This is a genomic window from Pseudomonas sp. R1-1 (assembly GCF_051132135.1).
Lineage (GTDB): Bacteria > Pseudomonadota > Gammaproteobacteria > Pseudomonadales > Pseudomonadaceae > Aquipseudomonas.
This window is the reverse complement of sequence record NZ_CP071663.1, coordinates 3,544,831-3,569,264: the sequence shown is the minus strand read 5'-3', so window position 1 is coordinate 3,569,264 and position 24,434 is coordinate 3,544,831. Positions and strand designations below refer to the sequence as shown.

General features: G+C 62.7%; 10 protein-coding genes. All 10 read left to right on the top strand.

Annotated features, from left to right (window positions below):
* Nucleotides 1-73 precede the first annotated feature (73 nt).
* The 10 genes from gspE to J3P75_RS15900 all read left to right on the top strand — a co-directional run bounded on the left by gspE (nucleotide 74) and on the right by J3P75_RS15900 (nucleotide 24,337).
* Nucleotides 74-1,480 (top strand): type II secretion system ATPase GspE, encoded by a 1,407-nt coding sequence (gspE, locus tag J3P75_RS15945; protein WP_434707375.1) that lies wholly within the window; start codon nucleotides 74-76, stop codon nucleotides 1,478-1,480.
* Nucleotides 1,480-2,691, top strand: coding sequence for a type II secretion system inner membrane protein GspF (gene gspF, locus J3P75_RS15940; protein ID WP_206416442.1), 1,212 nt, complete (start codon nucleotides 1,480-1,482; stop codon nucleotides 2,689-2,691). The genes gspE and gspF overlap by 1 nt, the downstream gene beginning before the upstream one ends.
* A gap of 473 nt (nucleotides 2,692-3,164) precedes the next feature.
* The gene (locus J3P75_RS15935; protein ID WP_434589348.1) at nucleotides 3,165-4,274 is read left to right on the top strand and encodes a substrate-binding domain-containing protein; all 1,110 of its coding nucleotides are present in this window, start codon (nucleotides 3,165-3,167) and stop codon (nucleotides 4,272-4,274) included.
* A gap of 94 nt (nucleotides 4,275-4,368) precedes the next feature.
* Entirely contained in the window at nucleotides 4,369-5,478 is a 1,110-nt protein-coding gene (locus J3P75_RS15930) for a substrate-binding domain-containing protein (RefSeq protein ID WP_434707374.1), read from the top strand.
* Between the two features lie 214 nt (nucleotides 5,479-5,692).
* Nucleotides 5,693-18,187, top strand: coding sequence for a filamentous haemagglutinin family protein (locus J3P75_RS15925; protein ID WP_434707373.1), 12,495 nt, complete (start codon nucleotides 5,693-5,695; stop codon nucleotides 18,185-18,187).
* 655 nt (nucleotides 18,188-18,842) lie between these two features.
* Nucleotides 18,843-19,730, top strand: a complete 888-nt coding sequence (locus J3P75_RS15920; RefSeq protein WP_434707372.1) for a Dyp-type peroxidase — start codon at nucleotides 18,843-18,845, stop codon at nucleotides 19,728-19,730.
* Nucleotides 19,731-19,949: 219 nt separating this feature from the next.
* Nucleotides 19,950-20,702 (top strand): GntR family transcriptional regulator, encoded by a 753-nt coding sequence (locus tag J3P75_RS15915; RefSeq protein WP_434707371.1) that lies wholly within the window; start codon nucleotides 19,950-19,952, stop codon nucleotides 20,700-20,702.
* A complete protein-coding gene (locus J3P75_RS15910; protein WP_434707370.1) occupies nucleotides 20,699-22,429 on the top strand; it encodes a fumarate reductase/succinate dehydrogenase flavoprotein subunit in 1,731 nt (576 codons plus the stop codon). The genes J3P75_RS15915 and J3P75_RS15910 overlap by 4 nt, the downstream gene beginning before the upstream one ends.
* A 28-nt stretch (nucleotides 22,430-22,457) precedes the next feature.
* On the top strand, nucleotides 22,458-22,703 hold the full coding sequence (locus J3P75_RS15905; RefSeq protein ID WP_003225615.1) for a 4Fe-4S dicluster domain-containing protein: 246 nt from the start codon (nucleotides 22,458-22,460) through the stop codon (nucleotides 22,701-22,703).
* Between the two features lie 230 nt (nucleotides 22,704-22,933).
* Entirely contained in the window at nucleotides 22,934-24,337 is a 1,404-nt protein-coding gene (locus J3P75_RS15900) for an ABC transporter substrate-binding protein (RefSeq protein ID WP_434707369.1), read from the top strand.
* Nucleotides 24,338-24,434 lie beyond the last annotated feature (97 nt).

The following is a 24,434-nucleotide window of genomic DNA, read 5'->3' as shown; positions in this document are numbered from 1 at the left end:
ACGCGGAGCGTCCCTTGCTGCATTCCTTTGCTGCGCGTGGGAACGATCAAGTGCCTACGGGCAGGTGTGTGTCTTGAGTCGCTTGCCCTACGCCTGGGCCAAGGCGCAGCGGATTCTGCTGCGCGATGACGTGCTGACCGTGTGCCCGTCGACGCCGGGCTGGTCGATCAGCGAAGCGCGGCGCCAGTTTGGCGTGGCGCGGCTGGAGCGGGTGCGCGATGACGAACTCGACGGCTTGCTTGCCGCCGCGTATTCCGACACCGGCAGCGCTGCCGCCGTGGTGGGTGCTGCGGAAAACGAAGTCGACCTCGACCGTTTGATGCAGGACATGCCGGAAATCACCGACCTGCTCGACACTCAGGACGGCGCGCCGGTGATTCGCATGATCAACGCCTTGCTGACTCAGGCGGCGCGCGACGAGGCCAGCGACATTCATATCGAGCCATTCGAAACCCATTCGGTGGCGCGCTACCGCGTCGACGGCACCCTGCGCGATGTGGTCTCGCCGCGCAAAGCGCTGCACGGCGCGCTGGTGTCGCGGATCAAGATCATGGCCCAGCTCGACATCGCCGAAAAACGCCTGCCGCAGGACGGTCGGATTGCTTTGCGCGTGGCCGGGCGGCCGATCGATATTCGCGTGTCGACGGTGCCGACCGGTCATGGCGAACGGGTGGTGATGCGCCTGCTCGACAAACAGGCCGGGCGCCTGCAACTGGAAACCCTCGGCATGGACGCGCAGGTGCTGGCCAAGCTCGATCAGCTGATCCGCCAGCCCCACGGCATCGTGCTGGTCACCGGGCCGACCGGCAGTGGCAAAACCACCAGCCTCTACGCAGCGCTGGCGCGACTGGACGCCAGCACCAGCAACATTCTGACCGTTGAAGATCCGGTCGAATATGACCTGCCGGGGATCAGCCAGATTCAGGTCAACGCCAAGATCGACATGACTTTCGCCCTGGCGCTGCGGGCGATTCTGCGCCAGGACCCGGACATCATCATGATCGGCGAGATCCGCGATCTGGAAACCGCACAAATCGCCGTGCAGGCCTCGCTGACCGGTCACCTGGTGCTGGCGACGCTGCACACCAACGACGCGGTGTCGGCGGTCAACCGCTTGATCGACATGGGCGTCGAGCCGTTTCTGCTGGCCTCGTCGATGCTTGGCGTGCTCGCGCAGCGACTGGTGCGACGCCTGTGCAACCAGTGCAAACAGGAAGACCCGGCCGCGCCCGGCACCTGGCGCCCGGTCGGCTGCGCCGCGTGCAACCAGACCGGTTACAGCGGCCGCACCGGCATTCATGAATTGTTCTGTATCGACGACGACATCCGCACACTGATTCACCAAGGGGCAGGGGAGCAGGCCTTGCGCGCCTCGGCCGCCAAAGCCGGGATGTTCAGTTTGCGCGAGGACGGTGAGCGCTGGATCCGCAGCGGCGCCACCGCGCCGGAAGAAATCCTGCGTGTAACCCGGGACGCCTGATGAATCGCTATCGTTTTGAGGCCGCCGATGCCAGCGGCAAGATCGAGTCCGGGCATCTGGAGGCGGACAGTCAGGGCGCGGCGTTCAGCGCCTTGCGCGGGCGTGGTTTGACCGCGCTGTCGGTGCACAAGGAGAGCAACGTTGCCCAGCACGGCGGCGGCGGATTGTTCAGTGCCAGGCTGTCGGACAACGATCTGGCCTGGGCCACGCGGCAACTGGCGAGCCTGCTGGGCGCGAGTCTGCCGCTGGAAGCGGCGCTGAGTGCCACGGTCGAGCAGGCGGAGAAAAAGCACATCGCCCACACCCTCAGCGCCGTGCGCGCCGATGTGCGCAGCGGCATGCGCCTGGCGGAATCGCTGGCGGCGCGACCGCGGGATTTTCCCGAGATCTATCGGGCGCTGATCGCCGCAGGGGAGGAGTCCGGGGATCTGGCGCAGGTCATGGAACGCCTCGCGGATTACATCGAGGAGCGCAACAACCTGCGCGGCAAGATTCTCACCGCGTTCATCTACCCGGGCGTGGTCGGTCTGGTGTCGATCGGCATTGTGATTTTCCTGCTCAGTTATGTGGTGCCGCAGGTGGTCAGTGCGTTTTCCCAGGCACGCCAGGATCTGCCGGGGCTGACTCTGGCGATGCTCACCGCGAGTGATTTCATTCGTGCGTGGGGCTGGTTGTGTGCGGCGCTCATCGCCGGGGCGTTCTGGTGCTGGCGCTTGTATTTGCGCAACCCGGCGGCGCGGTTGCGCTGGCATCATCGGGTGCTGAAGTTGCCACTGTTCGGACGGTTTATCCTGGGCCTGAACACTGCGCGCTTCGCTTCGACACTGGCGATTCTCGGCGGCGCCGGGGTGCCGTTGTTGCGCGCACTGGAGGCGGCGCGCCAGACGTTGTCCAACGAGCGCTTGAGCCTGAGCGTCAGCGAGGCGACCGCGAAAGTCCGCGAGGGGGCGAATCTGGCGGCGGCATTACGCGTCGAGAATGTGTTCCCGCCGGTGCTGATCCACCTGATCGCCAGCGGCGAAAAAACCGGTTCGTTGCCGCCCATGCTCGAGCGCGCAGCGCAGACCTTGTCGCGCGACATCGAGCGCCGGGCAATGGGCATGACCGCGCTGCTGGAGCCGCTGATGATTGTGGTGATGGGTGGGGTGGTGCTGGTGATTGTGATGGCGGTGTTGTTGCCGATCATTGAGATCAACCAATTGGTCCAGTAGCGTTGTGTCTGGTGTTTTGTGGGTGTCTCGGCCGGCCTCATCGCGAGCAGGCTCACTCCTACAATTTGGAATGCGTCCCCTGTAGGAGTGAGCCTGCTCGCGATGACGTCGGCTCAGGCAAAAAATCAGCAAAACTTTTTACACCAGGTCTGAGCATCACCCGACCCTCAAAAGAACCATCCTCGGGTTCTCCTTTCTGTCATCTGCAACCACCCGCCAACGGCTCCAGCCCGATTGCGCCAAACCCGTGATCCAGATACTCCGCCAAACCCTGCAAACACCCGAGAAAACCGCTCTGAAAACAGCATTCAGCTCCCGAGGTTTTTTCCTTTATCTGTCACCGGAAACTGCGAATTTCTCAGTGCGACTTAACCCCGGCCAGCCAGCGAGGGCCCGGTGAGTCCTCAATAAAAGCGTCATGCAAGTCATCCGAAAAACCTGTGTTCACAACCTAGTTGAAAAGGAGATTCTTCATGTTCAAGCGCACTCTGATCGCCGCATCCCTGACCGTCGCCGCTCTGGCTTCCGCACAAGCCATGGCCGTTACCGGTGGTGGTGCTACTCTGCCTGCCGCTCTGTACAAAGGTTCTGCCGACAGCATCCTGCCGGCCAACTTCAGCTACGCGGCTGTGGGTAGCGGCGCCGGCAAAACGGCTTTCCTGACCAACGTCGCCACTGGCTTTGGCGCCACCGGCACCGTGCACTTCGCCGGCAGCGACTCGGTGCTCAGCGCTTCGGAAATCAGCACCTACAACAGCGCTTTCGGTGCTTCATACGGTCCGCTGATCCAACTGCCTTCGGTTGCCACTTCGGTTGCCATCCCTTACAAAAAATCCGGCCAGACCGCTCTGAACCTGACCAGCGCTCAACTGTGCGACGCCTTCTCGGGCACCGTGACGACCTGGGGCGGCCTGCTGGGCACTGCTGACACCACGCCGATCCGCATCGTTTATCGCAACACTTCCAGCGGTACCTCGGAAATTCTCACCCGTCACCTGAATGCTGTCTGCCCAACCAAATTCACCACCAACTCGACGTTCGTCAAGGCACGTCCAGCCGGTTCCACCTTGCCTTCGAACTGGGTCGGTGTCGCTGGCACGGCTGACGTTGCGCCTACCGTTGCAGCCGTTGATGGTTCGCTCGGTTACGTCGGTCCGGATGGCATTGACGCCACCAGCAACGCCCTGGTTTCACGCATCAACAACGTACAGCCAACGTCGGCCAACGTTGCCCTGGCACTGGCTTCGGTAACTCCACCAGCGACCGCTGCTCTGGCTGCTGATCCGATTCGCTGGTCGCCAGTGGTGGCTAACCCGGCCATCGGTTACAAACTGGCTGCCTACACCAACCTCATCGTCGGTCAGTGCTACAAGGATGCAGCTGTGGCCAACGACGTGAAGGCTTTCCTGACCACTCACTACAACACCACCACCAACGACCTGGCCATCAAGAACCACGGTTTCGTAACCGTTCCATCGGCCTGGAAAACCAAGGTGTATGAGACGTTCGTTTCCAACGCTACCGGTTACAACCTGAACATCAACAACACCAGCGTCTGCAACACCATCGGTCGTCCTCAGTAAGGCGCTCGATTCACTCTGCAACACGAATGGCAGCCCTCGGGGCTGCCATTTTTTTTGGCTCCCGTTCGCGGGGCATTCGATAAGGAGATTGAACATGTACAAACACATTGCAAAGGTTGCGTTGCTGTCGGCGGCGTTGATGTCGGGCCACGCGTTGGCGGTGACCGGTGGCGGGGCGACGTTGCCTGCGGCGCTTTACAAGGGCTCGGCCAACAGCATTTTGCCGGTCAGTTTCAGCTACGCCGGTGTTGGCAGCGGGGCAGGTAAAGCGGCGTTTTTAAGCAACAATGCTGCGCCGTTCGGCACTACAGGCACTGTGCATTTCACTGGCAGCGATTCGATCCTGACGCCAAGCGAAATCAGCCAATACAACAGCGCTTTTTACGCCAGTTATGGTCCGCTGATCCAGCTGCCATCCGTTGGCACTGCAATCGCCGTGTCTTATAAGAAAAGCGGTATCAGTAATCTCAACCTGACGAGCAGCCAGTTGTGCTGGGCGCTGTCGGGTGAGGCCCCAACGTGGGGCCATCTCATGGGCACTGCCGACACCACACCGATTCGCGTGGTCTACCGGAACAACGCCAGCGGCACTTCGGAAATCCTCACTCGCCACCTCAATTCCGTTTGCCCGACAAAGTTCTCGACCAGTTCGTTGTTCACGACGGCGCGCCAGCCGTCAGGTTTGACACTGCCGAGCAACTGGGTCGGTGTGTCGAGCGACAGAGATGTCTTGCCTGCGATCAATCAGGTCGACGGCTCGATCGGTTACTCCGGCCCTGACGGTGTACTGGTGAGCGATAACACTGTCGTTGCGCGTCTTAATGGTGTGTTGCCAACCCTGGTCAACGTCGCGCTCGGACTGTCGTCCGTTGCGCCACCGGCGTCAGCGTCTCAGGCAGCCAATCCCGCCAATTGGTCGCCCGTGGTGGCGAACCCTTTCAACGGCTACAAAATGGTCGCCTACAGCAACTTGATCATCGGGCAGTGCTACAGGGATGCCAACGTGGCCAACGAGATTCGCGCCTTCCTGACCACCCACTACAGCAATCCTGGCAACAATGCCGCAGTGGTGGCGCACAAATTACTGGTGATGCCACTGAGCTGGAAAAACGCCGTTACCGCCAACTTCATCACCAACACCACTGGCTACAACCTCGACATCAACAACCCTTCCGTGTGCAACGGGATTGGCCGTCCCCTTTGAGAAAGCGGCGTGCCTATCAATGGCAGCCCCTGGGCTGCCATTTTTTGCCTGCAGAACAACCACAGACACCGCGGATACACCGCAAACATGAAGTTTGTGTGACATCCGTTCGGTCGCGGCTGCCGCCAACTGCCTATGACGTAACAACAGGTTTTTGCACGCCTGCGGCCTGTGTGGCAACCAAAGTGTGGCAACCCAAAAGGATCTCGTAGTGATGCTCGCTCGCCCATCCCGTCGTACCAACGTCCAGTCGTTCAAACGTGAAGCCGCGGAGCCGGCGCTGTGGTTGCTCAAACCACTGGCCCAAGCGGTGGCGTTGTGTCTGGTGGCGGGTAATGCGCAGGCGGCACCGGCGTTCAGTTCGAACTGGTTCGCCGCCAAGGGGGCCGCGCAGCAAGGTGCCGCCGCGCGGCCGAGCAGCGGCGGCTTGCCGGGCATGACGCCGCCCCTGGCACAGCAGCAAAAAGCCAACCAGCAATTGCAGCGCTCGATCCAGACCCTGAACAACACGGTCGCCGCGATTGCCGCGCAGCAGGCGGCTCAGGCGGCAGGTCGTGCTGCTGCGCTGGGCTCGGTGCAGTTTGTCCCGGACGGTTTGGGCGAGGGCGCACTGAAGGTCGATAACAGCCTCACCCAAGGTTGGCAGAATGCCAAGGGCCCGCAGCAAACCCAGGCCGACGGCAAGACCACGGTGAAGATCGAACAGACCGCCGACAAAGCCATTCTCAATTGGGAAACCTTCAACGTCGGGCGCAACACCACGGTTGAATTTGACCAGCAAGCGAATTGGGCGGTGCTCAACCGGGTCAATGATCCGAATGCCCGGGCGAGCCAGATCCAGGGGCAGATCAAGGGCGACGGCACGGTAATGCTGATCAACCGCAACGGCATCGTTTTCAGCGGCAGCAGTCAGGTCAATGTGCGCAACCTCGTGGCAGCGGCGGCCAGCATCACCGATACCCAGTTCCGCGAGCGTGGTCTGTACTTTGACAGCAGCGCCACGCAGCCGACCTTTACCGATGCCGCTGGTAAGGTCCTGGTGGAACGCGGTGCGAGCATTGCCACGCACCCACCTGCGACGTCTACTGATGGCGGTGGTTATGCCTTGCTGCTCGGCAGCGAAGTGCAGAACGACGGCAGCATCAGCACCGCCAAGGGCCAGACCGTACTCGGCGCCGGTGACCGCTTCTATATCCGCAAGGGCGCGGGCACCGAGGGCAATGCGCTGTCGACCACGTTCGGCAACGAAGTCACCCCGGGCTTCAAGGCCGGCGATATCAGCGGCAAGGTCAGCAACAACGGCTTGATCCAGGCCGCCACTGGCGACATCACTCTGGCCGGCCATGAAGTGCTGCAGAACGGCGTATTGCTCGCCAGCACCTCAGTGGCTGCTCGCGGCACCGTTCATCTGTCCAGCCCCGCCAGCGACAGTGCTGGCAGCGTCACGCTGGCGCAAGGCAGTGTCACGGCGATCATGCTCGACAGCAGCGACCTGAGCGCACTCGACAGTCAGCATCAGGCGGCCCTCAGCGCGGTCACTGCGAACAACCGGATTCGGGGCGATCAGTCGCGTATCGAGATTCAGAGCGGTGGCAGCGTCGAGTTCCAGAACGGCTCGATCACCCTCGCTACCGGCGGGCAAGTGGCAGTGACGGCGCAGCGCCGCAGCCTGGTGCGCGACGGGGCGATGATCGACGTGTCGGGCGCACTCGGCGTCAAAGTGGCGATGGAAAACAACAACATCAAGATCAATGTGCAAGGCAACGAGCAGCGCGATGCCTCGGTCAACCGCGAGAAGGGCGCGCTCAACAGCAATGACATCTGGATCGATGTACGCGAACTGGTCTACGTGCCGGCGGGCACCAACGGCTATGCCACGGATCGCTGGTACACCGCCGGCGGCTTGCTTGAAGTCGGCGGTTATCTCGGCACCCGGACGCACAGCGTCGGCGAATGGATGGCGCAGGGTGGGACGGTGAGTTTTGCCGGCAACGATGTGGTCACCGAGAAGGGCTCGTTGATCAATCTGTCCGGCGGCACCCTGGATGTGCAAAGCGGCGAGATTCGCCAGAGCTGGCTGCGCGGTGCGGACGGCAAGTTGTATGAAGTGTCCCGTGCGCCGGGCGATCTGCTTTACACCGGGTTGTACAACGGTTTCGAGGACAGCAGTGAACGCTGGGGTCAGACCCGCTATTTTTACAACCCGCTGATTGCCCCGCGCTCGCGTATCGAGTCGGGTTACACCGTGGGGCGTGACGCCGGGCAACTGGTGATCGCCACGGCCAACGCCATGCTTGACGGGCAGATGCTCGGCGAGGTGTATCAGGGCGAGCGGCAAAATCAGGCGCCCCAACCGGTGCTCGACGGGTATGAGCAGAGCCAGACCGCACTGGCACGCCGCGCGCAATTGATCATCGGCAGTTATGACCCGGCGTATGTCGCGGCGGCGGGCGGCGTGTTGTATACGCTCAATCCGTTGTTGGATCAGGTGCAGATCGGTGGCGACAGGCCGCTGGCCGGTAATGACCTGGACCTCGCCAGTGCGGTGTCAGAGACGCGCCAGGGCAAGCTGTTTCTCGATAACGAGCAGCTCAACGGTTTCCGTCTCGGTGCGCTCAAGGTGGCGGCCCGGGATCAAGTCGTCGTCGACGGCGCGATCACCGTCGATACCGCTGGCGACATCACGCTGTATGCGCCGGATGTGCAGATCGGCGCAGACCTGACCGCGCGTAGCGGCAGCCTGCGTCTGGGCAACGTGCTCAATCAGTTCAACGGTACCCAGAGCAGCGACACCCGGCTCACGGCGAAAACCGGCAAACCGACGCAAGTGTCTGTGGCCGAAGACGTTCACCTCGATACCCGCGGCGTCTGGAGCAATCTGCGTACCCGGCCGGACGATGGCGCGAGCCTGGCCTCGCTCAACGGTGGGCGGGTGTCGATCCGCAGCAGCGGCGATATCAATATCGGTGCCGGCAGCGTGCTCGATGTGTCGTCCGGTGGCGCGATCCTCGCCAACGGCAAGACCCGCGGGGGCAAGGGCGGTGATTTGACGCTGGAATCCAGCGCGATATCTACGCCCGGCCAATCGCACCTGCGCCTCGATGGCCAGTTGCGTGGCTACGGTGTAACGGGTGGCGGCACCTTGACCGTGCAGGCCAACAAGATCCTGATCGGCCAGAGCGACAAACCGTTGGCCGACAACACCCTGCAACTGTCTACCGATCTGTTCAACAAAGGTTTCTCCGCTTACAACCTGATTGGCTTGAGCGGTCTGGACGTGGTTGAAGGCAGTGTCGTTGACGTCAGTCTGCCGCTGTACCGTTTTAGCGATGCCGCGCCGAATCAGCTCAGCGGCGCCGATCCACAAGCGGCGCTGGAGTTGTGGACGCCGGCGCTGTTCCAGCAGAACCCGACTGAGGGCGTGCTGACGCAACGCGCCGGTGCCAGCCTGACGCTGCAAGGCGGGGCCAGCCTGCTCAGCCTGATCGATGCGGCCAACAGCAGCCTGACCCTCGGCCGTGGCTCGCGCATCAGCGTCGACCCGGGGCAAAGCATCACATTGCGCGGCGCCGGGCAGATCACCGTGGACGGTGAACTCAATGCCTGGGGCGGTACCATCGATATCCGTCAGCAACAGTTCGGCTCGATCAAACCGGCCACCTCCGATCAACTCGCGGAGCCGAACGCGCATGACCGTTCGATCTGGATCGGTGAACACGCGCGGCTGGATGTGGCAGGGCGCGTGAATACCGCAGTGGACGCTTTGGGTCGCACCTATGGGCAGGTCGGCAAGGCGGGCAGCATCATCCTCGGTGGCGAGATCGACGCGAAACTCGCCACGGCCACTGCCGCCGATGCTTACGTGGTGGTGCGCCAGGGCGCACAACTCGACGCTTCGGGTGCCGAGGCGCTGCTGGACATCGCCGGGCAGGGACCGACGCGCGTAGCCACTGATGGCGGACGCATCGCGATCGGCTCTTACAACGGCCTGTTCATCGACGGTGATCTGCGCGCGCTGGCCGGCGGTGTCGGGGCAGCCGGTGGTCGTCTGGAAGTGGCGCTGGAGACGCCGTTGTACGTCGATTCGGCGGACAACAGTGTGCGCACGCCACGCGAGTTGATCATCGACCAGACGTCGACCGGGCCGACGCTTGCCGCCGACCTGCGCCCGGGCGAGGCTGACGACGGTTTGCGCTACGGTCAGGCTCGTGTGCATGCCGACAGCCTGATGGCGGGCGGCTTCGACACCCTGAGCCTGTTGAGCAACGGACTGTTGTCGTTCGACGGTGACGTCAACCTGCACATGCAGCAAAGCCTCAGCCTGTACGCCGGGGCGTTGACCCTGGCCGAGTCAGCCAAAGACACGGCACGGGTCGATCTGAGCGCGCCGTATCTGCGCCTGTCCGGCGTCGGCAGCTATTACAGCGTGGTCGGCAGCGTGCGCCCGCGCCTGACGAACAGCCCGACCGCCAGGCTGGCGGACGCCCGCTTCACGGCGTCGGCCAACCTGATCGATCTGGGCAATGGTCTGTCGTTCGGGGCACAGGGTTCGATCCTGCAACTGAAGGCAGCGGCCGCCGAATACAGTCGCCGTGGTTTTGCCCAGGTGAGTCTCGACAGCAGCGGTGATCTGCGCTTTCTGGCACCCACCGATGGCGCAGAGAAAAGCCGTTTGTGGACCCCAGGTGACTTGAACCTGCGGGCGGCACAGATTTATCCCGCCAGTGATGTTCAGGCAGAAGTGCGTGTCGGTTATCAGGGCGCGGAGTCGGCGGCCGAACATACCCTGCGCATCAGCGGCCACGGAGCGGCGCCGGCTGCTGCGCCGTTTTCGGCGTTCGGCAAGCTGACCTTCTCGGCGGCGTCTATCGAGCAGGGCGGTGTGTTGCGTGCACCGCTGGGCAAGATTGTCCTTGGCGACGACTTGTTGACCACCACCCGTGAGGTTCGTTTGTTGCCGGACAGCGTGACGTCGGTCAGCGGTGCCGGGCTGGTCATGCCCTACGGCGGCACCACTGATGGCATCGATTACCGCTACGGCGGCAGATCGGTGGTGTTGGACGGCGTCACCGGGGAAGCGACCGGTGTGTCGATGAGCACCCGGTTCATCGATGTGCAGAGCGGCGCAATCATCGATCTGTCGGGGGGTGGCGACCTGCGCGGTGCCGGTTTCATTTCCGGGCGCGGCGGTTCCACAGATGCCCGTTTCAATCCGCTGGTGCGCAACGCTACCGACGGCACGTTCAGCTTGCCGGGGTTGGCGAGCAACCCTGTTTACGCAATCGTTCCGGGCAACCAGAGCACTTACGCACCGGTGTTGACCGAGGCCGGCGCAGTCGATCCGCGTATCGGTCAGCAGGTCACTATTGGCGCTGGAGTGCCGGGTCTGGCGGCCGGTACATACACGTTGTTGCCGTCGACGTTTGCTTTGCTGCCCGGGGCGTTCCGGGTCGAAGTCAACGGTCAGGCAACGCCGGGTGCAAGCCATGGTGCGTTGCCGATGCGTAATGGTTCGTGGACTGGCAGCGGACAAATGTCGATTGCCAACACCCCCCTGCGCGACAGCCTCGCCCAACAGGTCATCCTGACGTCGGCGGATGTGTTGCGCCGTTACTCGCAGTACAACGAAACCAGTCTCGGCCAATTCATTCAGAGCGATGCCGTGCGCCGCGGAGTCCCCCGGGCGCTGGCCCCGCAGGACGGCAAGACGCTGGACCTGCGCCTGATTGACGGTGGCGAGCAGAACATCGCATTGCAGTTCAACGGACAGGCGCGGTTCGGCGCCGCCGCGGGTGGTCTGGCCGGCACGGCGGTGGTGCGCAGTGGCAACGCCCGCAGCAGCTTCGAAATCCTCGGCAGCGGGCAGGCGCCCACCGAGGGCTTCAACGGTATCTCGCTATACGCCGAAACGTTGAATAACCTCAACGCCGGACGTTTGACCCTCGGCGCGATGCCGACCGTCAGTTACAGCACGGCGGGCAACATCATCGGATTCATCGGGGACACCTCCAGCATCGTCCTGCGTGACGGGGCGTTGCTGGCGGCACCGGAAGTGTTGCTGCGCACCAACTCGATCAGTGGCGGCATCACCGTCGAAGCGGGCGCCGGGATCAACGCCCTGGGGCGTGGCAACGCCGCTTATGACTCGACGGCCGGGTACATTTACCAGCCGGGCGCGGCCAGTGTGGTGGTGGTCTCGAACGGCTGGACCGATGTGCTGGCGCCGGAGGCGGGCGGTGGTTTCACCGGTGCCGGCAGCATTCGGATCGGCACCTGCACCACGACGGTGTGTGCCAGCCCGGCGCTGCTGTATTCAAACGGCAGTATCACCGCCGCGACGGATAACCAGTTCGAGCTGGGTGAAGCCGTGCGTTTTGGCACGCGTCATCTGGCGCTGGCGGTGGGCGCGCTCAACGCTGGCAGTGCCCAGGCGCTGGCGGCTGCGGGCGACCGCGTACCGGCCGGTCTGACCTTGAACCAGAATGTTCTGGATCGTTTGCTGCGCGGTGATACCCGGTTCGGCGCGCCGGCTCTGGAGACACTGAGCCTGACCACGCGCGACGCCTTCAATCTCTACGGCAGCGTGACCCTCGACACCTTCGATGCACAGACAGGCCAGAGCAAGCTGCAAAACCTCGTGCTCGCCACCCCGGCGATTTATGGTGCAGGCGGTGCCGAGGATATCGCGACGATCCGCACCGCCAACCTGATCTGGAACGGTGCCACTCAGGACCCCGGTAGTGTGATCAGCGGCGGCGCCGGTACCGGCAGCGGTACCCTGGATATTCAGGCACAACGCATCGAGTTGGGTTACGGCCCTATGCCACAACCCAATGGCCTGGATCAGAACAATCGTCTGGCGCTGGGGTTTGCCAACGTTAACCTGAGCGCCAGCGAACGCATCACCGCCAATCACAAAGGCAGCCTGGCGGTGTATCAGCAGCAGGGCGCTTACGACCCGCTCAAGGGTTACGCCTACACGGGCGGCAACCTCACGCTGCGCACACCATTGCTGACCGGTGAGGCGGCGTCGGTCAATCTGCTCAAGGCCGGCAATCGCTTGACGCTCGGCGGTGCGGCTGCTTCGGGTGTGGCCGATGCCCTCGGCGCAGAGCTCCATCTGCAAGCCCACGATATCGTGCTCGACAGCCGCATTGCGCTGGCCAGCGGCAAACTCACGGCCAAAGCCGAACACGACTTGACGCTGGCCGACGGTGCGCAACTGGACATGTCCGGGCGCACGTTGCCGTTCAACGACGTCAGCAAATACAGCTGGGGCGGCGACGTATCCTTGTTGAGCAACAACGGCAATATCCGCCAGCTTGCCGGGTCGCGCATCGACTTGTCGGCAAAAAACAACCAGGCCGGCAACCTCAGCGCCGTGGCATTGGCCACCGATGCCGGCATTGTCGATCTGCAGGGCGAAATCATCGGCGCCAGCAGCGGCTACTACGACGCCGGTGGTACGCGGGTACCGTACAACGCCGCTGGCGTGGATATTCGCGCGCAGCAGTTGGGCGGTGACGCGAGCGTGCAGTTCGCGGCACTCAACCAGCGCCTGAACGCCGGGCAGGTGTTCGGCAGTCGCAGCTTGCAACTCAAGCAAGGCGATTTGCTGATTGGCGACGGGCTCAAGGCAGGCGAGGTCAATGTCTCGGTGGACAATGGCAGCCTGACGGTCAACGGTTTGATCGATGCCAGCGGCGAGCGGGTCGGCAGCATTCGACTGTCGGCGCAAAACGGCCTGACGCTGGCCGGCGACAGCGTGCTTGATGCCCATGGTCGGGTGTTGCGCGTCGACAGTTACGGCAAGATCATCGACGCGCCGAACCGTGCCATCGTCGAGTTGAATTCAGGCTCCGGGTTGTTGACCCTGGCGTCGGGTACGCGCATCGACTTGCGTCATGGTACCGATGCGGTGTCGGGTTTGCTCGCCGGTCAGCACGATCAGATGCTGCGCGGTACCCTGGAACTCAACGCACCGCGTCTGGGCGCCGGTGACATCGCCATCGACGCGACTGGCACCGTGAATATTCAAGGCGCGCGTTCCATCGGCCTCAATGGCATGCGGCGCTATACCGATGCGCGCGATGGTGTCGATCCAGCGGCCAGTGGCCGGCCGTATCAGGTGATCGATCAGGCGCTCTTTACCCGCATCGACGGCGACAACACGACTTTCATCGAGGCCGCGCTGAGTAACGCCGATCTGTTGCAACGCAAACTGGCCGGTCTGAACAACGAGGCTTACGCCGATGCCTTCCACCTGCGTCCCGGCGTCGAGATCGCCAGCAAGACAGCGGCCGGCGACCTTGTGGTGGAAGGTGACATCGATCTGTCGCGCTACCGCTATGACAGCCTCAATCCGCACACGAGCAAGGTCGCCGGTGTTTATGGCTCTGGTGAGTCCGCCAGCCTGGTGATCCGCGCCGGCGGCAACCTGGATATCTACGGCAGCATCAACGACGGTTTCGCGCCGCCACCCGAAACCGTCGACGACGCTGGCTGGAAGCTGGTGCCGGGCGTGCAGCCGTTCGGCGGCGATCTGATTGTGCCGGGAGCCGGGGTGACGCTGGCCCCGGGTACGCAGTTTCCGGCGGGCGTGACCCTCAACTACGATTTGCCGATTCAGGCGACGACGCTGGTCAGCGGCACGCTGCTGCCGGTGCAGGTGGAACTGGCCGCACCTTATACCTTCAGCGCCGGCACGGTGCTGGCGGGGGCGGTGCATGACGCTTCGGGCAATCTGTTGTATGCCGCCGGGACGCTGCTCGGCGACGATGTCACGGTACCGGCCAATAGCCGTTTGGGTGCCGGTATTCGTTTGAATCGCAACACGGCATTGAATGCCATGAACTGGCCCAAAGGCGTGCCGTTGCCAGGCGCTTTCGATGCCGACACGGGCAGTAGCAAGAATTTGATGTTGAGCGGTTCACTGGCGCTGTTGCGCGGCTCGCTGATTCCGTCGATGACCAATGTGGTACTCGCTGACGGTGTCGCGTTCATCGAGTTGCGCGCTTTGAATGGCGCCAGCCAGGGCGCCAACTGGGCACTCGCGCCGATGTTGCCGTCCGGCAGTGCGTCGTGGTCGATCCGCGCGGTGGCGGGGGCTGATCTTTCCGCAGCCGACAGTCGTGCGGTGCAACCGCTCACCGCCGAGGGCAATCTGCGCCTGGCGGACACCCATTACGGGGCGAAGATCACCGAAGGCAATCCACGCGCGGTGTGGTCGGAAACCAACCAGTATGGTTTCCCTGCCTTCGAACCGGTGCCCGAGGAATACCTGATTCTCTGCGACACCGATCCCGGTGCCTGTGCACCCATGGCGCGCTGGACCTGGGCGCCTGGCAACCAGTTCGGTTTCCAGGATTACGCGCCGATTCCCGAGGAATATCTGACGCTGTGCGACAGTTATCCCGAGGTGTGCGTGGAAAGCAATCCGGCGAAGAGCGCTGCCATCCACAGTCAGATGTTTAGCGTCTTGCGCACTGGCACCGGCGATCTGGATCTGATCGCCGCCGGTAATCTGAGCATGGCCTCACCATTTGGCGTGTACACCGCGGGCACCCAGTCGGCCGATGTCGATCCGCGCTTCAACCAGATGCGTGGGCGCTTGTCGGACAAGGACTCGGTATTGGGCAGCGCCGGCAGCGATGTCGAAAAATGGGTTAACGGCGGCGCCGACAGTCTTTATCAGGCCTGGTATCCACAGTTGGGGGGCAACCTGACGATCAGCGCCGGCGGTTCGGTTTCTGGCGATACCCTTGGACGCAAGGCCGCCAATAGCGGCGGCTACCGTGAGCAGGTGCCGAGTGTGGCGGTGGGCAACTGGTTATGGCGTCAGGGCACCGGCAACACTGACGTGCCGACCGCCTGGTGGATCAACTTCGGCAGTTATGTGACCCAGCCATTACCGGATGCCGACATGGACGCTGCGCCGTATCTGGTGGGCTTCACCGGTTTCGGTACGCTGGGCGGCGGCAATATCCGCCTGCGCGCCGGCGAAGACGCCGGCATGCTCAGACCGCTGGGGGATTCGCGGACCCATCCGCGCAGTCAGGGGCTGATCGTGGCGGTGGGCAGCACCGGTCGCGTCGGCAGCGACGGCAGCCTGCAACTGACCGGTGGCGGTGACATGGATATCCGCATCGGTGGCACGCTCAACCCGTCCCTTCAAGCGCGGGCCGGCAATGATGGGGTCACGCCGCCCAAACATGATCTGCAAGGCGCACTGATCAACCTGCGCGGCGCGGCCCAGATGAGCGGCAGCGCGGTCGGCGGCATCAATCTGCAATATGGCGCCGACAGCGTGCTGCATGACGCCCGTGAAACCCGTGCGCTTGACCCGTTCACCGCGACCACCAGCAACGCATCCGGCGGGCTGGTGCTGATTCCCGGCGACTCGGGCATGCGCATCAACACCCGTGGCGATCTGGTGCTCGGCGGTGCGGCAGACCCGGGCCGCGTGCGTCTGCAGAACGCCACGCCATTGTTTGACGAGGCGGGGGACATCACTCAGGGCGGGATTTTGAGCGGCTTCTCGCTGTGGACCGAGCACACGGCGATCGACCTGTTCTCTGCCGGCGGCAATCTCACCCCGAGTACCCAATTGGCCGAGACCGATACCAACGGGCCACTCAAAGGGCAGAACACTTCGCCCACCGACAGCCGTTTCGTCTATCCATCGATTCTGCGCGCAGTGGCGGGGCAGGGTTCGATTTACGCCGGTTCGTCGGCGGCTTACAGCGTCGGCAACACCGCGCCCGCGACCGCTTGGTCGCTGTTGTTGGCGCCGTCGGCCTCAGGTCAACTGGAGCTGTTGGCCGGTGATTCGATTTATGCCGGCGGTTATGCGATCAACCAGTCCGGGGCCAGTCCATTGGCAATTGCCACGCCGTTTGCCCCGGCGTTCAACGGCTATGCCAGCAACTCGGCGCAAACCCCGTTCATCTCTAACAGCGGCAGCGATGGGGTCGCCGCGGAACCGAATCTGCGTTATCCCTTGTTCGCTTTCGGCAGCAACTCGTACGCCAGCCTCAGCGATGTAATGGGCCCGGCGCGAATCTACGCGTTGACCGGCGATCTGGTTGGCATCCGCAGCGGCGAATCGTTGCGGGCGAGCGATTCGCTGCGCACCTGGTACGAAGCCGCCGGGCCGGTGTGGATGATGGCCGGTCGCGACATCGTCGCCTCTGGCACCTATCTGGGCCAGCCGACGATTTCGCCGAAGGATGGCGTCGGCACCACCAAGGACACGATCTACTCCACCGGCAACCTGTTCGTGCATAACGATCCAAGGGACGTGTCGAAAGTATCGGCCGGTCGCGACATCCTCTACAGCAGCTTCGACATCGCCGGCCCTGGCACCCTGGAGGTGAATGCCGGGCGTAACATTCTCATGGAAGACCGGGCCAGCATCACCAGCCTTGGTTCGTTGCTGGCAGGTGATCAGCGGCCGGGCGCCAGCGTGGTCTTGCAGGCCGGCACCGGCGCGCAAGGGCCGGATTATTCACGGTTCATCGCGCATTACCTGAATCCGCAAAATCTGGCCAATCCTGATTCCTCGTTGAGCGCGCAACCGGGCAAGGTGATCAAGACGTACCTCGACGAGCTGCAGAGCTGGCTGACCCTCGGTTACGGCTTCAGCGGCAACGCGGAACAGGCACAAGCCTTTTTCGCCGCGCTGCCAAGCGTCGAGCAGTCAATCTTCGCCCGGCAGGTGTACTTCGCCGAACTGCGCGCCGGCGGCCTGGAGTACAACAACGCCGACGGCCCGCGCCAAGGCAGTTATCTGCGCGGACGCAACGCGATTGCGGCGCTGTTCCCGACCACCGATGTCGCCGGCAACCCGATCCGCTACGACGGCGATATCACGCTGTACGGCGGAGCAGGGGTCAAGACCCTGTTTGGCGGCGACATTCAGATGCTCACCCCGGGCGGCGGTCAGGTGTTCGGCATCGAAGGCGCAGCACCACCCTCGACGGCGGGGATCATCACCCAGGGCTCGGGCAACATTCAGCTCTATTCCCAAGGCAGCATTCTGCTGGGCCAGAGCCGGATCATGACCACCTTCGGCGGCTCGATTCTCGGCTGGTCGGCCGAGGGCGACATCAACGCTGGTCGCGGTTCGAAAACCACCGTGGTCTACACCCCGCCAAAGCGTGTCTACGACACGTGGGGCAACGTCACGCTGTCGCCGTCGGTGCCGAGTACCGGCGCCGGTATTGCCACGCTCAACCCGATTGCCGAAGTCGCGCCGGGCGATATCGACCTGATCGCACCGCTGGGCACCATCGATGCGGGCGAGGCGGGGATTCGCGTGTCGGGCAACGTCAACATCGCCGCGCTGACAGTGGTCAACGCCGCGAACATTTCGGTGCAGGGCAAGACGACCGGTGTGCCGGTGGTGTCCGCGGTCAATACCGGCGCGATCACCTCGGCCAGCTCGGCGGCTTCCTCGGCCACGCAAGCCGCCGAAGACGTGGCGCGGCAGCAACAAGCGGCGGCGCGGCAGAATCAGGCCTCGGTGTTCACCGTGCAGGTGCTGAGCTTCGGCAACGAACAACTCACACCGTCGCGCGATGGCGCCAGCCGCGCACCGGCTGCGGGTTACAACCCGGACAGCCCGGTGCAGGTGCTGGGCGCCGGGGATCTGGATGAACAGGCCAGGCAGCAGTTGACCGAGGAGGAGCGTGGGCAACTGACGCTGTAAAAGGACTCTCGTGTAGTACGTTTGGGCGACCGGTGGGTCGCCCTTTTTTTGGCTGATTGCGGGCATATCCATTCCTGCGGCAATGGCCACTTATGGTTTCGCCTGACGGCGACTCACTTTTTTTACAAACGCCTAAAAAAAGTAAGCAAAAAAACGCTTGCTCCTACGTACGGCCCCTCGCAAGCTCGGGGTTCCTTCGCTGCGGGATCGATCCGGGCGCAGCGGCTACGGTTTGCTTCGCTGCACCTCCTTCCGCTGTGTCTGGCTGCGCCAGACGGTCGCTGCGCTCCCACGCCCGGATCAATCCCTCCACTCAGCCTCCCGACGTCGCCGGTGAGTCAAAAGCAAGATCAAAAGCGACTCGAGCTAACGCTCATTGTTGAGTGGTTGGAAGCAGATGGTTGACTTTGGGTTTGTGGTGGAACTGGCCCCTCACCCCAGCCCTCTCCCCCTGGAGAGGGAGCCGATTTGTGGGGGTTCAAAACTTAAGTACGACTCGGTAATTCACGTCGGCGTACCTTTCCTATTCACCTCGGTCAGCTCCCTCTCCCTCTGGGAGAGGGCTGGGGTGAGGGTTTGGGGCTCATGCACTCACCAAACCCCCACAAATCCACCGCCCGCAGGTAAACTCCGCGCACTTTTTCAAGGAGTTCACATGAGTTACTACCAGCCGGGCATTCTCGCCACCCCAGTTCCTGCGCAAGCGCGTCACCTGTTCTTCGCCCTCGAGTCGGTGGAAGCGCTGCCGCAGGCGCTCGACAACCTGCTCAATCAGGTGGATGGCGCGTCGGCGGTGGTCGGTTTCGGTGAACCGCTGGTCAAGGTGCTCAACGTGCAGATCGACGGTCTGCGCAGCTTCCCGGCGCTGGCCGGTGTCGGTGTTGAAAACCCTGCCACCCAGCACGCGCTGTGGGTCTGGTTGCACGGTGTCGACCGTGGCGAATTGCTCAATCGCTCCAACGCCCTTGAAGCCGCACTCGCACCGGCCTTGCGCCTGGTCGACCGTCAGGAAGCCTTCCGCCACAAGGACGGCCACGACCTCACCGGTTATGAGGACGGCACGGAAAACCCCCACGATGACGCCGCCATTGCCGCCGCGCTGCTGAGCCAGGGCGCTGATGGCCACGTCGGCGCCAGTTTCGCCGCGATCCAGCAATGGCAGCACGACCTCAAGGGCTTTCACCAACTGTCCGGCGAGGACAAAGACAACATCATGGGCCGGCGCCTGAGCGACAACGAAGAAATCGACGATGCGCCGGTCTCGGCCCACGTCAAACGCACCGCGCAGGAAAGCTTCGCCCCGGAAGCCTTCGTCGTGCGCCGCTCGATGCCGTGGATCGAAGGCGATCGCGCCGGTTTGATGTTCCTCGCATTTGGTTTCTCGCTGGACGCCTTCGAAGCGCAACTGCGGCGCATGAGCGGCCTGGAAGACGGCATCACCGACGGCTTGTATCGAATCAGCCGGCCGATCACCGGCGGCTACTACTGGTGCCCGCCACTCAAGGACGGCCACCTCGACCTGCGCGCCTTGCGCATCGGCTGATCCCTTGCTGCAACGCGATTCCCTGTAGGAGTGAGCCTGCTCGCGATAGCGGTGTGTCAGACAACACATCAATGACTGACACACCGCTATCGCGAGCAGGCTCACTCCTACAAGAGCGACCGTGTGAAGCGTCTAAGGTTATGCCCAAACAATATTTCCCTGACTTGTCATAACAACCCTAAGATCACGCCATAACTCGTTATGACAAGTGATCTGAAGATGACCGATAACGTTCTCTCCCTTGGCAGCGTCCCGCTGCACACCCAGTTGCGCGATGTGCTGCGCGCACGGATTCTCGACGGCGAATACCCGCAAGACAGCCAGATGCCTTCCGAAAGCGAACTCGGTGCGCTGTTCAAAGTCAGCCGCATCACCGTGCGCCAGGCGCTCGGCGATCTGCAGAAGGAAGGGCTGATCTTCAAGATCCATGGCAAAGGCACCTTTGTCGCCAAGCCGAAAACCTTTCAGAACGTCAGCAGCCTGCAAGGCCTCGCCGAGTCGATGACCGGCCGCGGTTACGAGGTGATCAACCGCCTGCGCAGTTTCAGGTTCATTGCCGCGGACAAGCGTGTCGCCGAGCGTTTGCAGGTGGCGGAGGGCGAGACCGTGGCGCAGATCAAACGAGTGCGCTTGATCAACCGTGAACCGATCTCGCTGGAGATCACCTACCTGCCCAAAGCGCTGGGCGAGCGTCTGGAGAAGGCTGATCTGGTCACCCGCGACATTTTCCTGATCCTCGAAAACGACTGCGGCATCGCCCTCGGCCACGCCGATCTGGCCATCGATGCGGTGCTGGCCGACAGCGACCTGACCCAGGCGCTCAACGTCGAGGCCGGTTCGCCGATCATGCGCATCGAGCGTCTGACCCATGATGCCCAGGGCCAGCCGCTGGACTTCGAACACCTCTACTACCGTGGCGATGCCTTCCAGTACCGCCTGCGCATCGATCGGCAAAAAGGGGAGCAGGCATGACCCGCAACGTGCTCGAACAGGAATACGACATCGTCGTGATTGGCGGCGGCACCGCCGGGCCGATGGCAGCGATCAAGGCCAAGGAGCAGAACCGCGATTTGCGCGTTCTGCTGGTCGACAAGGCCAATGTCAAACGCAGTGGCGCGATCAGCATGGGCATGGACGGCCTGAACAACGCGATCATTCCCGGCCATTCGACGCCGGAGCAGTACACCAAGGAAATCACTATCGCCAACGACGGCATCGTCAATCAGGCAGCGGTGTATGCGTATGCAACGCACAGTTTCGAAACGATCGAACAGCTCGACCGCTGGGGCGTGAAGTTCGAGAAGGACGAAACCGGCGATTACGCGGTGAAAAAGGTCCATCACATGGGCGCCTACGTGCTGCCGATGCCGGAAGGGCACGACATCAAGAAAGTCCTGTATCGGCAGTTGAAGCGCGCGCGGGTGAGCATCACCAATCGCCTGGTCTGCACGCGTTTGCTGACCGACGAGGAGGGCGCCGTCAACGGTGTGATGGGCTTCGATTGCCGCACCGCCGATTTTCATGTGATCAAGGCCAAAGCGGTGATCCTCGCGTGCGGTGCGGCGGGGCGCCTCGGTCTGCCGTCGTCGGGCTACCTGATGGGCACCTATGAGAACCCGACCAATGCCGGCGACGGCTACGCGATGGCCTATCACGCCGGCGCCGAACTGGCCAACCTCGAGTGCTTCCAGATCAACCCGTTGATCAAGGATTACAACGGCCCGGCCTGCGCCTACGTCACCGGTCCCCTGGGCGGCTACACCGCCAACAACAAGGGCGAGCGCTTCATCGAGTGCGACTACTGGAGCGGGCAGATGATGTGGGAGTTTCACCAGGAACTGGAAAGTGGCAATGGCCCGGTGTTCCTCAAACTCGATCACCTGGCCGAGGAAACCATCCAGAACATCGAGGAGATCCTGCACAGCAACGAACGGCCGAGTCGCGGCCAGTTTCACGCCAACCGCGGCACTGACTACCGCACGCAAATGGTCGAGATGCACATTTCCGAAATCGGCTTTTGCAGCGGCCACTCGGCGTCTGGCGTGTGGGTCAACGAACGCGCGGAAACCTCGGTGAAAGGCCTGTATTCGGCGGGTGACATGGCCGCCGTGCCGCACAACTACATGCTCGGTGCCTTCACTTACGGCTGGTTCGCCGGGCACAACGCCGCGGAGTTTGTCGCCGGGCGCGACTTCACGGCGCTGGATGCCGAGCAGATCGCCAAGGAAAAAGCCCGGGTCTACGCACCACTGGATCGCGAACACGGGCTGCCGCCAGCGCAGGTCGAGTACAAGCTGCGGCGCTTCGTCAACGATTACCTGCAACCGCCGAAAGTGACGAAGAAAATGCAGATCGGCCTGCAACGCTTCAGCGACATCGAGCGCGATCTCGAGCAGATGAAAGCCAACAACGCGCACGAACTGATGCGCGCGATGGAAACCAGCGTGATTCGCGACTGCGCCGAAATGGCCGCGCGCGCCTCTCTGTTCCGCGCCGAGAGCCGCTGGGGCTTGTATCACTACCGCGTCGATCACCCGCAACGCAACGACAGCGAGTGGTTCTGCCATTGCCACCTGAAGAAGGGCGAAGACGGCCAGATGACCAGTTTCAAGAAAGCCGTCGAGCCTTACATCATCCCGCTCGACGCCGAAGAAATGCAGGCTTACGACCGCTTGCGCGTAGGCGCCTTCGCCGCTTGATGCACGACTAAACAAGAGAATCCGAACCATGGCCTATCAAGCTCAGGAAATCTTCTTCCGCTCCAACGCCCCCGTCACCGTCGACGAGGACAAATGCATCGCCGAAAAAGGCTGCACCGTGTGTGTCGATGTCTGCCCGATGGACTTGCTGGCGATCAACCCGGCGACGCAAAAAGCCTACATGGCGTTCGATGAATGCTGGTACTGCATGCCGTGCGAGAAGGATTGCCCGACCGGGGCCGTCAAGGTCGACATCCCCTACCTCCTGCGCTGAACACCGATTCCTGTAGGAGTGAGCCTGCTCGCGATAGCGGTGGCTCAGGTGTCGATGTGTTGCCTGACACACCGCTATCGCGAGCAGGCTCACTCCTACAAGGGATTTGTGGCAACCCCCAGCCATCCGGCGAACACCGGACGCTGAATCCAACAACACCCCTCGTTTCCCACCGCGCCCTGATCGCGGCGGAGACGAACATCCAATAAACGATTCGAGGGGAAACACCCATGTTGCGTGCAGCAATTGCCGGTCTGCTACTGGCTTCGTTCACCGTGTCGGCTTCGGCCGAAACCATCCGTATCGCCATCGGCACCCAGGACACCACCATCAATTGCGCCGCGGGCGGCTTGTTGATTCGTGAGCTGGGTCTGCTCGACAAATACCTGCCCCACGACGGCGCTTACAAAGACGCCAGATATGAAGTGCAGTGGAAGAACTTCACCAGCGGCGCACCGCTGACCAACGAGATGGTCGCCGGCAAACTCGACTTCGGCGCCATGGCCGATTTCCCCGGTGCGTTCAACGGCGTGGCGTTTGAAACCGCGGGCAAGCACAGCCTGTTCATCAGCGTGCTGTCGGGAAGCATCAAGGGCAGCGGCAACGGCATCGTCGTGCCGAGCGCGTCCACGGTGCAGTCATTGGCCGAGCTCAAGGGCAAGACCATTTCCGTTCCCTTCGCCTCGACGGCCCACGGCATGTTGTTGCGCGCGGTGGCGGCGCAGGGCTGGGATCCGCTCAAGGACGTCAACATCATCGCCCAGCCACCGGAAGTCGCTGGCTCGGCGTTGCAGGCTGGCAAGATCGACGCCCACGCCGATTTCGTGCCGTTCGCCGAACTGTTCCCCAGCCGCGGTTTCGCTCGCAAGATTTATGACGGTTCTCAAGCCAACGCGCCGACATTCCACGGTGCGCTGGTCGATCAGGCCTATGCGAAGAAATATCCCGAAATCGTTATCGCGTATCTGCAGGCGAGTATCGAAGCCAATCGACTGCTCGCTGCAGAGCCTGAGAAATACAGCGAACTGATCGCCAAGGTCACCGGCGTCGATGCCGAGGTCGCCTACCTGTTCCACGGCCCGCTTGGCGTGCAAACCCGCGACCTGAGCTGGAAACCTGAATATCGCCAAGCGGTAGGTACCGCCATCGACACGTTGAAGCTACTGAAGAAGGCCGATCGTGGGCTCGATCTCAACAGCTTCATCGACGATCAATACATCCGCGCGGCGTTCAAGGCGTCGAATCTGGATTACACCGCGCAACTGGCCGATTACGCGCAAACGCCATTGACGGGGGTGGATGCGGCAACGGGCAAAGCGATCACCGACGTCAGCCATGTCGCGGAAATCTGGGTGCGAGGTGAAGCCAAGGTGCGCCGTTATGGCTCGGCTGAGTCGGCGTTCAGCGCGTTGGCCGCGTTGAAGCAGGAGGGCAAAAACATTCGTGCGGTGTATGCGCAGGCGAGCGACAGCGGGATCAAGTTGTTGGCCGAGCAGGCGTGGTTTGCCAGTGATGCCAAGGGGCGTTTGAGTGCGTTTCTGCTCAAGGGGCAGGCGCAGGAGTTTGCTTCGGTGCAGGGGGGCAAGGTGTTCGATTTCGGCGATGCCACGGCGCAAGTCGTTGTTGCCCGCTAACTTCGGAACACCGTTTCCTCTGTAGGAGTGAGCCTGCTCGCGATAGCGGTGGCTCAGGTGTTGATGTGTTGCCTGACACACCGCTATCGCGAGCAGG